We start from the raw sequence: 15,826 nt of genomic DNA on the forward strand, positions 1-15,826 counted from the left end.
GAACTCGCTGGACACTGGAATGGCCTCGCCATCGCCAGGACGCACCTGACACCGACCGTGAGAAGTCGTGTGTGCCGAACGCCGTTTCCGGCAGCCCGGAAACCGACGGTACTACATGAAAAGAATGTTGATTAACGCAACTCAACCCGAAGAGTTGCGTGTTGCACTGGTAGACGGCCAGCGCCTCTACGACCTGGATATCGAATCCGGTGCACGCGAGCAGAAGAAGGCCAACATCTATAAAGGCCGGATTACTCGCATCGAACCGAGCCTTGAGGCTGCCTTTGTCGATTTCGGCTCCGAGCGCCACGGCTTCCTGCCCCTCAAAGAAATCTCCCGCGAATACTTCAAGAAGGCCCCTGAAGGCCGCGTCAACATCAAGGACGTCCTGAGCGAAGGCCAGGAAGTCATCGTCCAGGTCGAAAAAGAAGAACGTGGCAACAAGGGCGCCGCCCTGACCACCTTCATCAGCCTGGCCGGCCGTTACCTGGTCCTGATGCCGAACAACCCGCGTGCCGGCGGCATCTCCCGCCGCATCGAAGGCGAAGAGCGCAACGAACTGCGTGAAGCCCTCAACGGCCTGGTCGCGCCAGCCGACATGGGCCTGATCGTGCGCACTGCCGGCCTGGGCCGCAGCAGCGAAGAAATGCAGTGGGACCTCGACTACCTGCTGCAGCTGTGGACCGCCATCAAAGAAGCCTCGCTGGATCGTTCCGCGCCGTTCCTGATCTACCAGGAAAGCAACGTGATCATCCGCGCCATCCGCGATTACCTGCGCCAGGACATCGGCGAAGTGCTGATCGACAGCGTCGAAGCCCAGGACGAAGCCCTGACCTTCATTCGCCAGGTGATGCCGCAGTACGCCAGCAAGATCAAGCTCTACGAAGACAGCGTTCCGCTGTTCAACCGTTTCCAGATCGAAAGCCAGATCGAGACCGCCTTCCAGCGCGTCGTCGAACTGCCGTCCGGCGGCTCCATCGTCATCGACCCGACCGAAGCCCTGGTGTCCATCGACATCAACTCGGCCCGCGCCACCAAAGGCAGCGACATCGAAGAAACCGCCCTGCAGACCAACCTTGAAGCCGCCGAGGAAATCGCCCGTCAGTTGCGCCTGCGCGACATCGGCGGCCTGATCGTCATCGACTTCATCGACATGACCCCGGCCAAGAACCAGCGCGCCGTGGAAGAAAAGGTCCGTGAATGCCTGGAAGCCGACCGCGCCCGCGTACAGGTCGGTCGCATCTCGCGCTTCGGCCTGCTGGAAATGTCCCGTCAGCGCCTGCGTCCGTCCCTGGGCGAAAGCAGCGGCATCGTTTGCCCGCGTTGCAATGGCACCGGCATCATCCGTGACGTCGAGTCGCTGTCCCTGGCGATCCTGCGCCTGATCGAAGAAGAAGCCCTGAAAGACCGCACCGCCGAAGTTCGCGCCCAGGTGCCGATCCCGGTGGCTGCGTTCCTGCTCAACGAAAAACGCAACTCGATCACCAAGATCGAACTGCGCACCCGCGCCCGCATCGTCATCCTGCCGAACGATCACCTCGAGACGCCGCACTTCGAAGTGCAGCGCCTGCGCGATGACAGCCCGGAAGCCCACACCAACCAGTCCAGCTACGAAATCGCTGCTGCCGCTGCCGAAGTGGAAGAAGTCCAGCCGGCCGCCGCCACTCGCACCCTGGTTCGCCAGGAAGCCGCAGTCAAGACTGCTCCGGCCCGCGCCAACGCTCCGGTTCCGACCGAAGCGGCCGCTCCGGTTGCCGCCCCGGCCGCAGCCCCCGAACCAAGCCTGTTCAAAGGCCTGGTGAAGTCGCTGGTCAGCCTGTTCGCCACCAAGGAAGAACCCGTTACCCCGGCCGTCGTCGCCAAGCCTGCCGCTACCGAGCGCCCTGCCCGCAACGAAGAACGCCGCAACGGTCGCCAGCAGACCCGCAACCGCAACGGTCGTCGCGATGAAGAGCGCAAGCCTCGCGAAGAACGTGCACCGCGTGAAGAACGTGCGCCACGTGAACCGCGTGAAGAACGCCAGCCGCGCGAAGCCCGTGAGGAAGCGCCAGTCGTAGCCCGCGAAGAACGCGCACCGCGTCCGCCCCGTGAAGAGCGCCAGCCACGCGCACCGCGTGAAGACCGCAAGCCACGTGGCGAGCGTGAAGAACGTGTTCGTGAACTGCGCGAGCCACTGGATGCCGCCCCGGCCGTGGCTGCCGCCACCACTGAAGAGCGTCCAGCCCGCCAGCCTCGTGAAGAACGCGCACCGCGTCCTCCACGTGAAGAACGCCAGCCACGCGCCGAGCAGGCAGCCGCCGCTGCCAGCGAAGAAGAAGTGCTGAACGCCGAAGAGCAGTTGCAGGAAGATGGCCAGGACACCGCCGAAGGCGATCGTCCACGCCGCCGCTCCCGTGGCCAGCGTCGTCGCAGCAACCGTCGTGAGCGTCAGCGCGACGCCAACGGCAACGTGATCGAAGGTTCGGAAGAGTCCGAGTCCACCGAGAACGCCGAAGCGCCAAGCGCCGCGGACCTGGCCGCCGGCCTGGCCGTGACTGCGGCCGTTGCCAGCAGCGCGATCAGCGCCCCGGCTGAAGCCCAGGCTCACGAACAAGCCGAACGTGCCACCGCTGCGGTGGAAAGCGCGCCGGTTGAAGCGCCGGTGGTCGAGGCCACTACCCCGGTAGAAGCCACCGCCTCGCCAGAAGTGGAACTCGCACCGGCCCCTGACGCCCAGCCTGAAGCTGAAGTCGTCGCCGAGCCAGCACCGGTCGTCGAGGCTCCAGTCGTTGCTGCCGAACCGGTCGTCGAAGCACCGGCCGAGGAAAAGGCACCAGAGCCTGTCCGCGAAGAGCAGACTGCGTTCAACTGGACCGCCGAGCCAGCCGCACCGGCACCTGTTGCCGAGCCTGAGTCGGCACCAGAGCCTGTGAAAGCGGTCGAGCCAGAAGTGGTCGAGCCTGCTCCAGTGGTCGAGGCGCCGGTGGTTGCCGAAGCCCCTGCCCCGGTGGAAGAGCCTGCACCTGCCAGCGCCCTGACCGCGAATGGCCGTGCCCCGAACGATCCGCGTGAAGTGCGTCGTCGCAAGCGTGAAGCCGAGCGTCTGCAGAAGGAAGCCGAACAAGCCGCCGTCGCCGCCGCTCAAGCGCCTGCTGCCGAGCCTGCGCCAGTCGTGGAAGAAGTCGCCGAGGCAGCCCCTGCCCCGGCCGCCGAAACCCCGGTTGAATCGGCTCCGACGTTCGACGAGCCTCAGCAAACAGCTGAAGAAATCGCGCCGCGTCACACTGAAGCCCTGGAAAAAGAGCACGAGCCTAAACCTCACGCCTGATTCCACCGCCCAGTAAAAAGCCCCGCCTGGTAACCCCAGGCGGGGCTTTTTTATGCCTTCAGACTTATCCACAGGGGACTGGGACCGGACAAAAATCCAATGTGGGAGCGAGCTTGCTCGCGATAGCGCCGGGTCAGCTTGCATCAATACTGAAGTCAGACCGCTTTCGCGAACAAGCTCGCTCCCACAGGGTTCTGCGTCGCCTGTTATTTGAAGGCCAGTGCCTCTGGCACATCGACATCCCACGTCACGCCAGGGTCGTCCACCGGCACTTCAACCACTTGCGCCCCGGCAAACAATACCTTGGCGCCGCGATCGCCGGTCAGCGCCATCAGTTTCGGCCCAAACCCACGACCAAACCCCACCGGATGCCCGTACTCACCGGCCAGGACCGGCACGCTGATGCCGTCCGCGCGAACCCCCGCTACCACCTGCTCGATGCTCGACGGCAGGATGAAGGGCATGTCCCCCAGCACCATCAGCCAACCATCCAGCCCAGGACAGGCCTGGACACCGGCGGCAATGCTGTCGCCCAGGCCGGGGGAGTCCAGCTCCACGACATCGCAGCCATAGGCCTGGGCCATGCGAATGGCTTGCGGTCGATCCTTGCGCGTCACCAGCACGCGCTTTTCCAGGGAGGCTGGCAGATTCACCAGCACCTGCTCGATCACCGAGCGCACGGCACCGTCACGCCCGGTGCAATCGGCAAGCAATTTATCCTTGTCGGGGCCTGCAATCTGGCGAAAACGGCTGCCCGTTCCGGCCGCCAGGATGATCACGCCAATCGACTCGCTCATACGCCCTCCTTACCCACGGCTTACAGCGGTTTTTTCTGCCGCAGTTCCACGCCATTCTTGATGGCCACGATTTCGGCCAACAGCGACAAGGCGATTTCCGCCGGGGTATGGCTGCCGATGTGCAAGCCGATCGGTCCATGCAAGCGGTCAATCGCCTCCGCAGACAAGCCTAGCTGAGCCAGGTTGTCCCGGCGTTTCTGGCTGTTGACCCGCGAACCCAGGGCGCCGACATAAAAAGCCTTGGAGTCCAGGGCCGTGAGCAGCGCCATGTCATCCAGGCGTGGATCATGGGTCAGCGCCACAATGGCCGTGCGCTCGTCGGTCTGGATGCTCAACACGGCTTCGTCGGGCATCCCCGAGACGAAGCGCCCATGCTGCTCTTCCCAACCATAGACGAACTCCTTGCGCGGATCGCAAATCAGCACTTCGAAGTCCAGTAGCCGGGCCATTTCCGCCACGTAGCGCGACAATTGCCCGGCACCGATCAGCAGCAACCGCCAACGCGGGCCGTAAATGGCCCGCAACACCTGCCCATCGAACATCAGGGCGTCGGTCTTGCTGGCCGGGGTCAGGACCACGTTGCCACTGGTCAGCGTCAGCTCACGGGCGACGATTTCATGGGCTTCGCAGCGCTCCAATAACGCTGCGACCCACTGCGGATCGCCCACCCGCTCTTCGGTCAGGCGCAGGGTGCCGCCGCACGGCAGGCCAAAGCGCGCCGCTTCTTCGCGGGTGACGCCATAGGTGATCAGTTGCACCGGCGGACCGTCCGCCGGAATACGGCCGTCGTGCAGGCGGGCGATCAGGTCATCCTCGACACAACCGCCCGACACCGAACCGATCACCACGCCATCTTCGCGCAGGGCCAGCATCGCCCCCGGCGGTCTTGGCGCAGTGCCCCAGGTCTGGACCACGGTGAACAACACCACCCGCTGCCCGGCGCGGCGCCACTCGAGCACGCTGCGCAGGACATTCAGATCGACGCTGTCCATCAGGCCTTGGCCTGTTGCCAGCCTTGCAGCTGATAGCGCACAGGCAGGTTACGGATACGCTGGCCGGTGGCGGCGAAAATCGCGTTGCACAGGGCCGGCGCAATCGGCGGCACGCCCGGCTCGCCAACCCCACCCAACGGCACCTCACCCGGCGGCGTGACCAGGTGCACGGCCACTTCCTTGGGCGCCAGGGACATGCGCGCCACTTCGTACATATGGAAATTGTCCTGCTGCACCTTGCCATCCTTGAAACTGATTTCGCCCACCATGGCATTGCCCAGGCCCATGACGCAGGCACCTTCGAATTGCGAGCGGATGCGTTCGGGGTTGATCTGTGGGCCGCAGTCCACGGCAATGTCCGCCTTGTGCACGATCACCGTGCCATCGTCCTTGACCTCCACCTCAAGCACCGCCGCCACGTAGGTGACGAAGCTGTAGTGCACCGCCAACCCCAGGCCACGGCCCTTGGGCAGTTCCCGGCCCCAACCGGCGGCCTTCGCGGCGGTTTCCAGCACCGTGCGGATCCGCGCCGTATCAATCGGGTAACGCTCGGGGGATTCGCCGTAATTCCATTCTTCGCTCAAGGTACGCGGATCGATCTTACGGTCCGGCCCGAGCAATTTGACCTGGTACTTCAGCGGATCCTGGCCGGCTTTGTGGGCCAGTTCGTCAATGAAGCTCTGGATTGCGAAGCCGTGAGGAATGTTCGACACCGAGCGATACCAACCCACCCGGGCATGGGCCACCGCCTCGGGGTTCTCCAGGCGCAGGTTGGGAATGGCGTAGGCCATGTTGGTCACGCCCATGCCTATTTCGAACGGTGCCTCGTGAGTCATGCCCGGTGCGAACAGTGCGGTGATGCTCGGTGCTACGGTGCGGTGCAGCCAGCCGGACGGCATACCGTCCTGGTTCAGGCCGGCCTTGAGGTATTCGGCCGATACGGTGTGGAAATACGAGTGATGAATGTCGTCTTCGCGGGTCCATTGCACCCGTACTGCCTGGCCGGGAAACTCCTTGGCGAGGACCGCCGCCTCGACGACAAAGTCGGGTTTCGACTTGCGTCCGAAACCGCCGCCCAGCAACGTGATGTTCACCGTGACCTTCTCGAAAGGAATGCCCAGGCGTTCGGCGACACGCTCACGGGTCACCTGCGGCGCCTGGCTCGGCGCCCAGGCCTCGCATTGGCCGTCCTTGAACCGGGCAACGGCAACCATCGGCTCCATGGGGGACTGGGACAGGTGCGGCAAGTAATACGACGCCTCCAACGTCGAATCAGCCTTGGCCAACGCATCGTCGAGGTCACCGCTGCTGCGCACGACTTTTCCCGGCTTGAGGGCGGCCGCTTCCAGTTCCTTGCGATAGGCAATGGAGTCATAACCGGCATTCGGGCCGTCGTCCCACTGGATTTTCAGCGCCTCGCGGCCCTTGATCGCCGCCCAGGTGTTCTTCGCCACCACCGCTACGCCGCCCAACGGCTGGAATTCCGAGGGCAGCGGACGGCCCTCTATCTGGACCACCTTGACCACGCCCGGTACCTTCAGCGCCGCGCTGCTGTCCACGCTCTTGACCTTGCCGCCATAGACCGGCGGACGCGCGATGACCGCATAGAGCATGCCGTCGAAATGCACATCGGCACCAAACACCGCACGACCGTTGACGATGTCCGCGCCATCGATGGCCCGGCTCGCTTCCTTGCCGATGTAGCGGAACTCCGATGGCTGCTTGAGACGCAAGCTGTCGCGGGCCGGCACCGCCAAGGCACTGGCGGCGGCAGCCAATTCGCCATAGCCCAGTTCGCGCCCCGAAGGCTGGTGCAGCACTTTGTGCAGTTGGGCATGGCATTCACCCACCGGGACCTTCCACTGGGCGGCAGCGGCCAGTTCCAGCATGGTCCGGGCGGCAGCCCCGCAACGGCGCATCGGCTCGTACCAGTGGCGCATGCTGCGCGAACCGTCGGTATCCTGGTTGCCGAAACGCGCCTCATCGGCCGGCGCCTGCTTGACCTTGACGAGCGCCCAGTCAGCGTCCAGTTCGTCGGCGACCACCATGCTCAGGCTGGTGCGCACGCCCTGGCCCATTTCCGAACGGTTGCAAATCACCGTCACGCTGCCATCGCTGGCAATGCTGACGTACACCTTCGGGTCGTCGACCGCGCCATGGGGCATACCCTCGGCGCCGAATTTCTTTTCCTCGGCAAAGGCATCCGGCAGGCCCCACGTCGCCGCCAGCACCAGCACGCCGGTGGCGCTCGCCCCCTTGAGGAAACCACGGCGGCTGAGGTTGCTCAGCACAAAATCATCGGGCAAGCGGCTCATGCCTTGGCCTCCTTCAGGTGAGTGGAAGCCTGGCGGATCGCGGTCTTGATCCGGTTGTACGTGCCGCAACGGCAGATGTTGCCGACCATGGCTTCTTCGATCTGCTCATCGCTCGGGTTGGGGTTGGTCTTGAGCAACGCGGTAGCGGACATGATCTGCCCGCCCTGGCAGTAACCGCACTGAGCCACCGCCGTGTCGAGCCAGGCCTTCTGGACGATTTGCCCGACCAGGTCGGCATGAAGGCCGTCGATGGTGCTGACGTCCTGCCCTTTCACCGAGCCGATTGGCGTGATGCAACTGCGCGCCGGGGCGCCGTCGATGTGGATGGTGCAGGCGCCACACAGGCCCAGGCCGCAGCCGAACTTGGTGCCGTTGTAACCGGCTACATCCCGGATAGCCCACAGCAGCGGCATGTCCTCGGTCACATCCAGTTGATGGTCTTTTCCATTGAGTTTCAGGGTAATCATGGGCACGCCCGCACAATATTCGAGTGATGGGGTCGAGCAATCTGCCGCTTGGGTAACAGGTCGGTTGTCGCAGACTGGCTCAGGCTGATCGGGCTCTCTTATGCAGGCGCACACAGGCGTCTGCATCGGGCCTTTAGGATGCGATGGTCGCATCGTTAGCGAACTAAATTAACCCAGGATCACGCAAAACGCCCTGCACAATCCTGCACAAATGATCTGTGCGTGATTATGGCAGGGCGTTGTTCAGTTGATCGCGAGCAAGCTTTGCTCCCACCGCGCTCAGTACCGATTGGGCTCCATTTCCAGCTCGACCTGGAAACGTTCGGCAATGTCTTTCTGGATGCGCAAGGCCAGGTCCAACAGTTGCGGGCCCGTGGCATCGCCGTAGTTGACCAGCACCAACGCCTGCAACTTATGCACCCCGGCATCCCCCTCGCGAAAACCCTTCCAGCCGGCCCGTTCGATCAGCCAGCCGGCGGCGATCTTCATCTGCCCTCCTGGCTGTGGATAAGCCACAAGATCAGGGTATTGCTGCTTGAGATACGCCACGTGCGTGGCCGGCACCAGCGGGTTCTTGAAGAAGCTGCCGGCATTGCCCAGCATGGCCGGGTCGGGGAGTTTTTCGCTGCGGATGCTGCAAATGGCCCGGCTCACATCCGTGGGCGTCGGTTGATCGATGCCCTGCTCGGTCAATCGCTGGCGGACCGGGCCGTACTCCAGGTGCAAGTGTGCGGCGCGGCTGAGGGCAAAGCGCACCCGCAGGATCAACCAGCGGCCCGCTTGCTGTTTGAACAGGCTGTCGCGATAAGCAAACCGACAATCTTCAAGGGTGAAGTCCCTCAGCTCGCCGGTCTGGCGATCCAGGGCGGTGAGGCCGGCGAAGACATCCTTGATCTCCACACCGTAGGCGCCGATGTTTTGCATCGGTGCCGCGCCTACGGTGCCGGGAATCAGGCTGAGGTTTTCCAGGCCCGACCAGCCTTGTGCCAGCGTATGCTGGACGAAGGGATGCCAGGGTTCCCCGGCTTCGGCCTCGATCACCACCCGTTCGCCATCATCGCTGAGCAGGCGAATCCCCTGGCTGGCCATGCGCAGCACCAAGGCGTCGATGTCGCCAGTCAGCAACAGGTTGCTGCCGCCGCCGATCACCAGCAACGGCACGGCATGCTCGCTGGCATAGGCCAGCGCCTGGCGAACTTCGCCATCGTCGCGGGCTTCGGCGAACAACCGGGCGCTGACGTCCACGCCAAAACTGTTGAAGGGCTTGAGGCTGACGCCCGCCCGTACCTGCAAGGTCATAACCGCCCCTTCAATTCGATCACCAGGCGATCCGTGGCCCGCTCGATCAAGTCCAACACCTGCTCGAAGCCCTGCTCGCCGTCGTAGTACGGGTCCGGCACGTCATCGAGTTCGGCTTCGTAGCGCCGCAGGAACAGATCCAGCTCGGCCTTGCCATTGGCCGGTTGCAGGGCCTGGAGATTGCGCAGGTTGCTGCTGTCCATCGCCAGGATCAGGTCATAGGCGGCGAAATCGGCGCGCGTCACCTGTTGCGCGCGCTGGGCCGACAGGTCGTAGCCACGCTTCAAGGCCGCCGCCTGGCTGCGCTTGTCCGGGGCCTTGCCGACGTGCCAGTCACCGGTGCCGGCGGAAGCGACTTCCACCTGCCCGGCCAGCCCGGCCTCTCGCAACTTGTGGCGCAAGATGCCTTCGGCGGTGGGCGAGCGGCAGATATTGCCGAGGCAGACGAACAGGACCCGCATCAGGCCTCCAGCAGGCGACGAACGCGCTCGAGGTCTTCGGCGGTGTCGACACCGGTCGGCGGGGCGATCAGCGCATCGGCGACATGGATCCGCACGCCATGCCACAGTGCTCGCAGCTGTTCCAGGGCTTCAGTGTTTTCCAGCCAGCACGGGCCCCAGGCGACAAAGTCCTGGAGGAAACCGGCGCGGTAGGCGTAGATGCCGATGTGACGACGATACGGCACGCCTTGTGGCATCACGTCGCGACCTTGGGCGAAGGCATCCCGCGCCCAGGGCAACGTCGCACGGCTGAAGGTCAACGCCAGGCCATTGAGGTCACTGACCACCTTGACCACGTTGGGGTTGAACAGGGTCTGCACATCCTCGATCGGCTCGGCCAGGGTGGCCATGCGCGCTTCGGTGTGGGCCGCGAGGTTGGCGGCGACCTGATCGATCACGCTCGGCGGGATCAACGGCTCGTCACCTTGCACATTGACCACAATCGCGTCGGCGGCAAGGCCAAGCTTCGCCGCGACCTCCGCCAGGCGATCGGTACCGGAATTATGGTCTTCGCGCGTCAGCACGACCTCGGCGCCAAAGCCTTTGCAGGCCTCGACGATGCGCGCATCGTCAGTCGCCACCACCACGCGCTGGGCGCTGCTTTTACTGGCTTGCTCCCAGACATGCTGGATCATCGGCTTGCCGGCGATCGACAGCAACGGCTTGCCGGGCAGGCGAGTCGAGGCGAAGCGCGACGGAATGACAACGGTAAAGGCGGTGGTCATTTATCCAGGCGCTCGTCGGTGGTCAGGGTGCGGGCTTCACTTTCGAGCATCACCGGGATGCCGTCGCGAATCGGGTAGGCCAGGCCGGCACCCTTGCTGATCAGTTCGGTCTTGTCGGCGCTGAGCTTGAGCGGACCTTTGCAGACCGGGCAGGCCAGAATATCGAGCAGTTTGGTGTCCATGGAATTCCCCTGGGTAAAAGGTGTTAAGGCAAGAGCCGATCCGGCAACAGGCGCATCAACTGCGTATCGAACCAGGCCGCGAAGGCCGGCGACGGCGCGGCGTCCACCGCCAGGTACCACCAGTCGGGCGCGGCGAAGGCACGGCATTTGACCGCGTCTTTTTCCGTCATGACCACTGGCAGGGCTGGCGTGAAGTTCAAGGCCTGGGCGCTGTATTCGGCATGGTCGGCAAACCCGTGCGGTATTGGCCGCCAGTGTAGCGTTTCGAGGGTCTTGAAGAAACGCTGGGGGTTGCCGATGCCGGCCACGGCGTGCAGGGCCTGGCCGGGTGGGAAATGGTCGAGGGGACGGCGTTCGCCACTGGCCAGGTTCACCAGTTCGGTGGGGCGCAATTGGAAGGCGAAGCCGTCTTCGCGGTCGGCACTGGCGCCGTTGTACAGCACGGCGTCGACCGATTGCAGGCGCTCGACCGGTTCGCGCAACGGCCCGGCGGGCAGGCAACGCCGGTTGCCCAGGCCCCGGGCGCTATCGATCAGCACCAGCTCGAGGTCCCGGGCCAGCCGATAATGCTGCATGCCGTCGTCGGACAGGATCAGGTCCAGCGGCTCGGCCTCCAGCAGCGCCTGGACCGCGCGGCTGCGGTCGGGGTCGATCATCAACGGCACGCCCGTGCGCTGGACGATCAACAGCGGCTCGTCCCCCGCGACGTCGGCGCCCTGCTCGGCCGCGACCCGCCACGGCAGTTGCGGCGGCTTGGCGCCATAGCCCCGGCTGACCACCCCGACCCGCAAGCCACTGCGCTGGCAGTGCTGGATCAGCCACAGGATCAACGGCGTCTTGCCAGTGCCACCCACGGTGATATTGCCCACCACCACCAACGGCACGGGGGGCTGGTAGATCTGGCCTTCACCCGCCAGGAAACGCTCGCGCTTGCTCACCACCACCCGCCGGTACAACCACTCCAGCGGCCGTAGCAGGGCCAGGGCCGGGTGGCCTTCGTACCACGCGGCAAGCAATCGATCGGACATGGCCATCAGGGTGCGGGAGCCGCCTCGACCGTGGTCATGCGCAGATGGCTGAAACCGAGCTTGCCGGCCGCGTCCATGGCGGTGATCACCGATTGATGAGGGGTCTTGCCGTCAGCGCTGATGGACAGCGGCAGGTTGGTATCGCCGCCGGATTCTTTCTGCAGGGCCTCGATCAGGCTCGCCAGGTCGCTCTTGGGCAGCAACTGGTTATTCACCGAGAACGCCCCTTCGGCGCTGATGGTGACTTCCAGGTTCTTCAATTGCTGGTCTTCGGCCGGCGAGCCGCTGACGGCTTGCGGCAATTCAACCTTGAGCTGGGTTTCCCGGGTGAACGTGGTGGTCACGACGAAAAACAGCAGCAGGATGAACACCACGTCGATCAGCGACGCAAGGTTGATCTCGATGTTTTCCCGTGGCTTGCGGCGGAATTTCACTGCTTGCCCCCAGCCAGGTCCACGTCACGGTCACCCTGCACCACCTCGACCAGCTTGATGGCTTCCTGCTCCATGCCAACGACCAACTCGTCGACGCGCCGTTGCAGGAACCGATGGAAGAACACCGCCGGAATACCCACCATCAGGCCGGCGGCGGTGGTGATCAGGGCCTTGGAAATCCCCCCGGCCAGTACCGCGGCGTTAGTGGTCATGCCAGAGCCGGTAAACGCGCTGAAGATGTCGATCATGCCCAGCACCGTCCCTAGCAGGCCCAGCAGCGGGGACATGGCGGCGATGGTGCCCAGGGCGTTGATATAGCGCTCCAGCTCATGGATGACCCGGGCGGCGGCTTCCTCGATGCACTCTTTCATGATCTCGCGACCATGCTTGGAGTTCGCCAGGCCCGCGGCGAGGATTTCCCCCAGCGGCGAACTGGCCCGCAGCTCCTTGAGCTTGTCCTTGTTCAGTTGCTTGTCCTTGATCCAGACCCAGACCTGCCCGAGCAGATGCTCCGGGGTCACGCGGCTGGCCCGCAGGGTCCACAGGCGTTCGGCAACGATACCCAGTGCCGCGATGGAACTCAGAATGATCGGCAACATCATCCAGCCGCCGGATTTGACCAATTCCCACACAGTGACTGCCCCCTCGAAAAAGTGCGCCACTTTATCACACAGACTCGCCTTGCAGACCCGCCCCGCCGATAAGCGCATCAGCCGATTGCCCTGGATCAATGTTGCCCCGGTGGCCCGACGGCGGGCGGGTCGCGCCAGTAACGTCGATGACCGGCCTCGGTGCGCGGCAACTCGAACGCACCCAGTTGCAGACGAATGGCGCCCTGCTCAGCGCTGTCGTAGATCGCCAGGCCCGAGCGGCGATAGCGTGCCATCACTTGGGGATGGGGATGACCGAACGCGTTGCCCTGCCCTCGAGAGATCAACACCGAGTGCGGCTTGAGGCGCGACAACAACGCCATCGACGACGAACTGCGGCTGCCGTGATGAGGCGCGGCCAGCCACTGGATCGGTAGCGCCAGGGCCTCGTCGAGCAAGGCGCGCTCGGCAGAGGTGTCGATATCGCCGGTCAACAGCAGGCGTTCACCGCCGGCCTCCACCAGCAGGACGCAGGACTTCTGGTTGCTTTCGACAGCAGATGCCCAGCGCCACAGCTCAAACCCGACGCCATCCCATTCCCAGCGCCTGCCGCTGTCGCAAGGCCCGGCTTGCAGTTCATCGGGCAGCACGTCGGGATCGCCACTGATGACTTCCATCGTCGGCAGCCCATTGCGCACCGCTTGGGCGCCGCCGGCATGATCGGCGTCGGCATGGCTGAGGAGCATCAGGTCCAAGCCGTGCACACCGAGCTTGCGCAAGGTCGGCAGTACGACGCGTTCGCCGGCATCGGCCTCGCCAAAGCGCGGCCCGGCGTCGTAAAGCAGGCTATGGTGCCGGGTGCGTACCAGCACCGCCAGCCCTTGGCCCACGTCCAGTTGCCAGACCTCGGCGTGCCCTTGCGGCAGGTGTTCTCGCGGGGGAAACACCATCAGCAGCACCATCGGCCACCCCAGCACACGCAGCGGCACGCCGTTGGGCAACAGCAGCAAAAATGCCCCTGAAGCGGCGATGCCCAAGGCCCACGGCGGGACCGCAACGGGGACCCAGGCGGGTATTCGTCCGGCAATCAGCCCCAGCCCTTTGAACAACAGATCAAGCAACCCACCGGCGATCCACAGCAGGCCTTCACCGATGAACGGCACCGGCAACAATGCCGTGCCGAGCAGCGCTGGCGGCAGGACCAGCAGGCTGATCCAGGGCACCGCGAGCAAGTTCACCAGCGGCCCGCTGAGGCTGACCGGCAAGCCCACGATCAACAGCAACGGACACAGGCCGACCGCAACCAGCCACTGGGCACGGGCCCAGGTTTGCCACCAGCGCCAGGGCCCCAGGCGAGCGCCAAAGGTGAACATCAAGATGGCCACGGCCGCAAACGACAACCAGAACCCTGGCCGCAGGCTGGCAAGCGGGTCGAACACCAGCACCCCGGTGAAAGCCAGCAGCCATGCCCACCACGGATCCGGCTGTTTGAAACGCAAGCGCCACAGCAACACCAGGCCAATCATCGCGCAGGCCCGTCGCACCGGCACCTCGAAGCCGGCGAGCAAGCCGTAGCCCAGGGCGGCGCAAAAGGCCAGCGCACAAGCCCAGGGCAACCACGCCAGCCCTGCCGGCCACAGGCCATAACGCGCCGCGCTGGCCACCAACAGATACACCAGGCCGGCCAGCAGACCGATGTGTTGCCCGGAGATCACCAGTAAATGAACGGTGCCGGTGTCTTGCAAAACCTGCCAGTCCTCGCGACTCAGCCCGCCGCCGTCGCCCAGGACCAATGCCGCCAGCGCGCCGGAGCGGCCATGGGCGTCGACCTGTGCCAGCGCCTGGCGCACCTCGTCACGCCAGGCACCCCGGGCCGCTTGCAGGAGCCGCCCGTCCTTGACGGTACCGGTCGCGCCAACGCCGCGGCTCAACAACCAGGCGGCATAGTCGAAGCCGTGTGGATTCAACAACCCAGCGGGGCGCTTGAGCTTCACCGCCAATCGCCATCGTTCGCCACTGTTGATGGGCGGCCCCCCGAACCAGGCGAGGCGCATCGTTGTCGGTAATCGGGTACGACGCGAATGGGCGTCGGCCAGTTCGAAGCGCACCACGCCGTCGCCCTGTTGCGGCAAACCGACAACGCGCCCTTCGACCCAGCGGGTTTCACCGTCCAGGGCGGCGGGTAATCGATTGTCCAGCGCCCACTGGGCCGACAGGCTGGCCCAAGCCAGCCCGAACAGGAAAAAACCCAACGGGTAGGTTCGAAACGGCAACACCATCAACCCCAGCACCGGCATGGCTGCAACCAGCCACAACGGCGGCAGTGCCGGTAAACAAATCGGGGCCAACAACCCCAATGCAAGCGCGACTAACCCTGTGCGCATAACCCGTCCTTGAGAGTGCCCCTCTTCAGGCATAGACGCTCAGCGGCACCCCCGGCGTTATCAATTGTCACAAAGTCTGAATCTGTCAGCCGTAGAATCCAGACATACTTGCGGCCTTTACTGCGTTGAACCGACCGAGAAGCCTTATGCCCCGGCGCCTATTCAAACGTTACATGCCTGACCCAGAGAGCATTCGGGAACATAAGTCCTTACGTTTTCTCGGCACCCTGCTGCATGACCCCAACCTTTGGCACCTCAATCGGCACTCCGTGGCCCGGGCGATGGCTGTTGGCCTGTTTGCCGCATTCCTGCCAATCCCGTTGCAGATGTTGCTGGCCGCCGCGCTGGCCGTCACGGTGCGCGGCAATATGCCGATTGCGGTGAGCCTGGTGTGGCTGACCAATCCGATCACCATGCCTGCGGTGTTTTTCTGCACCTACCAGACCGGTGCCTGGCTGATGGACGTGCCTGCCCGGACACTGCCCGAAGAACTGACCTGGGAATGGATCAGCGGCCAGTTGTCCACCTTGTGGCAGCCATTCCTGCTGGGCTCGGTGGTGACCGGCCTGGTGCTCGGCGCCCTGGCCTACTTCGTCACCATGAGTTACTGGCGCTGGTGGGTGGCCAGACAGTGGCGGCGGCGCAAGAAAAGCCGGATGTGAGATGCAAAAAAGGCCTCCTGGGAATGGAGGCCTTTTTTGTGGTGTTTCGACTGACGCCATCGCGAGCAAGCCCCCGCAAGGGAATGCATTTCAATGTGGGAGCGAGCTTGCTCGCGATAGCGGTGTGTCAGCCAGAAATGACTG

The 15,826-nt window shown here is 64.4% G+C and carries 14 protein-coding genes; 2 read left to right on the forward strand and 12 right to left on the reverse strand.

The genetic code is table 11. The annotated features are described in order from the left end of the window. Positions 1-115 precede the first annotated feature (115 nt). Positions 116-3,307, forward strand: coding sequence for a ribonuclease E (gene rne / locus ACZ5M5_RS21990; protein WP_464737995.1), 3,192 nt, complete (start codon positions 116-118; stop codon positions 3,305-3,307). Positions 3,308-3,513: 206 nt separating this feature from the next. Here the strand turns inward: rne and ACZ5M5_RS21995 are convergent, their stop codons facing one another. From ACZ5M5_RS21995 to ACZ5M5_RS22050, 12 genes are all read right to left on the reverse strand, one after another. Beyond that, positions 3,514-4,104 carry a nucleotidyltransferase family protein gene (locus tag ACZ5M5_RS21995; protein ID WP_464737996.1) on the reverse strand — a complete coding sequence of 197 codons (591 nt, stop codon included), beginning with the start codon at positions 4,102-4,104 and terminating at the stop codon, positions 3,514-3,516. A gap of 20 nt (positions 4,105-4,124) precedes the next feature. Then, entirely contained in the window at positions 4,125-5,096 is a 972-nt protein-coding gene (locus ACZ5M5_RS22000; protein ID WP_103307994.1) for an XdhC family protein, read from the reverse strand. Next, the gene (locus ACZ5M5_RS22005) at positions 5,096-7,411 is read right to left on the reverse strand and encodes a xanthine dehydrogenase family protein molybdopterin-binding subunit (RefSeq protein WP_464737997.1); all 2,316 of its coding nucleotides are present in this window, start codon (positions 7,409-7,411) and stop codon (positions 5,096-5,098) included. The genes ACZ5M5_RS22000 and ACZ5M5_RS22005 overlap by 1 nt, the downstream gene beginning before the upstream one ends. Further along, positions 7,408-7,878, reverse strand: coding sequence for a (2Fe-2S)-binding protein (locus ACZ5M5_RS22010; protein WP_464737998.1), 471 nt, complete (start codon positions 7,876-7,878; stop codon positions 7,408-7,410). Before ACZ5M5_RS22010 ends, ACZ5M5_RS22005 begins: the two co-directional genes overlap by 4 nt. A gap of 279 nt (positions 7,879-8,157) precedes the next feature. Continuing rightward, positions 8,158-9,177 (reverse strand): UDP-N-acetylmuramate dehydrogenase, encoded by a 1,020-nt coding sequence (gene murB / locus ACZ5M5_RS22015; RefSeq protein ID WP_103307995.1) that lies wholly within the window; start codon positions 9,175-9,177, stop codon positions 8,158-8,160. Further along, positions 9,174-9,638, reverse strand: coding sequence for a low molecular weight protein-tyrosine-phosphatase (locus ACZ5M5_RS22020; RefSeq protein WP_060741219.1), 465 nt, complete (start codon positions 9,636-9,638; stop codon positions 9,174-9,176). The genes murB and ACZ5M5_RS22020 overlap by 4 nt, the downstream gene beginning before the upstream one ends. Further along, positions 9,638-10,402 carry a 3-deoxy-manno-octulosonate cytidylyltransferase gene (gene kdsB / locus ACZ5M5_RS22025; protein WP_092474792.1) on the reverse strand — a complete coding sequence of 255 codons (765 nt, stop codon included), beginning with the start codon at positions 10,400-10,402 and terminating at the stop codon, positions 9,638-9,640. The genes ACZ5M5_RS22020 and kdsB overlap by 1 nt, the downstream gene beginning before the upstream one ends. Continuing rightward, positions 10,399-10,584: a Trm112 family protein gene (locus ACZ5M5_RS22030; protein ID WP_003179363.1), complete on the reverse strand. Its 186-nt coding sequence runs from the start codon at positions 10,582-10,584 to the stop codon at positions 10,399-10,401. Before ACZ5M5_RS22030 ends, kdsB begins: the two co-directional genes overlap by 4 nt. A 23-nt stretch (positions 10,585-10,607) precedes the next feature. Continuing rightward, positions 10,608-11,618 carry a tetraacyldisaccharide 4'-kinase gene (gene lpxK / locus ACZ5M5_RS22035; RefSeq protein WP_464737999.1) on the reverse strand — a complete coding sequence of 337 codons (1,011 nt, stop codon included), beginning with the start codon at positions 11,616-11,618 and terminating at the stop codon, positions 10,608-10,610. Beyond that, positions 11,618-12,046: an ExbD/TolR family protein gene (locus tag ACZ5M5_RS22040; protein ID WP_053123850.1), complete on the reverse strand. Its 429-nt coding sequence runs from the start codon at positions 12,044-12,046 to the stop codon at positions 11,618-11,620. Before ACZ5M5_RS22040 ends, lpxK begins: the two co-directional genes overlap by 1 nt. Then, positions 12,043-12,678, reverse strand: a complete 636-nt coding sequence (locus tag ACZ5M5_RS22045) for a MotA/TolQ/ExbB proton channel family protein (RefSeq protein ID WP_162491247.1) — start codon at positions 12,676-12,678, stop codon at positions 12,043-12,045. The genes ACZ5M5_RS22040 and ACZ5M5_RS22045 overlap by 4 nt, the downstream gene beginning before the upstream one ends. A gap of 95 nt (positions 12,679-12,773) precedes the next feature. Further along, positions 12,774-15,020 carry a DNA internalization-related competence protein ComEC/Rec2 gene (locus tag ACZ5M5_RS22050; RefSeq protein WP_464738000.1) on the reverse strand — a complete coding sequence of 749 codons (2,247 nt, stop codon included), beginning with the start codon at positions 15,018-15,020 and terminating at the stop codon, positions 12,774-12,776. A 146-nt stretch (positions 15,021-15,166) separates the two neighbouring features. Between ACZ5M5_RS22050 and ACZ5M5_RS22055 the strand changes: the two genes are divergently transcribed. Next, positions 15,167-15,682 (forward strand): DUF2062 domain-containing protein, encoded by a 516-nt coding sequence (locus ACZ5M5_RS22055; RefSeq protein WP_046063671.1) that lies wholly within the window; start codon positions 15,167-15,169, stop codon positions 15,680-15,682. The last annotated feature ends 144 nt before the right edge of the window (positions 15,683-15,826 follow it).

The sequence above is a fragment of the Pseudomonas sp. Van50 genome (assembly GCF_055390755.1).

Bases quoted from the DNA above. Each gene is read 5' to 3' on its own strand.
- rne (WP_464737995.1), top strand. From the start codon at position 116: ATGAAAAGAATGTTGATTAACGCAACTCAACCCGAAGAGTTGCGTGTT.
- ACZ5M5_RS21995 (WP_464737996.1), bottom strand. From the start codon at position 4,104: ATGAGCGAGTCGATTGGCGTGATCATCCTGGCGGCCGGAACGGGCAGC.
- ACZ5M5_RS22000 (WP_103307994.1), bottom strand. From the start codon at position 5,096: ATGGACAGCGTCGATCTGAATGTCCTGCGCAGCGTGCTCGAGTGGCGC.
- ACZ5M5_RS22005 (WP_464737997.1), bottom strand. From the start codon at position 7,411: ATGAGCCGCTTGCCCGATGATTTTGTGCTGAGCAACCTCAGCCGCCGT.
- ACZ5M5_RS22010 (WP_464737998.1), bottom strand. From the start codon at position 7,878: ATGATTACCCTGAAACTCAATGGAAAAGACCATCAACTGGATGTGACC.
- murB (WP_103307995.1), bottom strand. From the start codon at position 9,177: ATGACCTTGCAGGTACGGGCGGGCGTCAGCCTCAAGCCCTTCAACAGT.
- ACZ5M5_RS22020 (WP_060741219.1), bottom strand. From the start codon at position 9,638: ATGCGGGTCCTGTTCGTCTGCCTCGGCAATATCTGCCGCTCGCCCACC.
- kdsB (WP_092474792.1), bottom strand. From the start codon at position 10,402: ATGACCACCGCCTTTACCGTTGTCATTCCGTCGCGCTTCGCCTCGACT.
- ACZ5M5_RS22030 (WP_003179363.1), bottom strand. From the start codon at position 10,584: ATGGACACCAAACTGCTCGATATTCTGGCCTGCCCGGTCTGCAAAGGT.
- lpxK (WP_464737999.1), bottom strand. From the start codon at position 11,618: ATGGCCATGTCCGATCGATTGCTTGCCGCGTGGTACGAAGGCCACCCG.
- ACZ5M5_RS22050 (WP_464738000.1), bottom strand. From the start codon at position 15,020: ATGCGCACAGGGTTAGTCGCGCTTGCATTGGGGTTGTTGGCCCCGATT.
- ACZ5M5_RS22055 (WP_046063671.1), top strand. From the start codon at position 15,167: ATGCCCCGGCGCCTATTCAAACGTTACATGCCTGACCCAGAGAGCATT.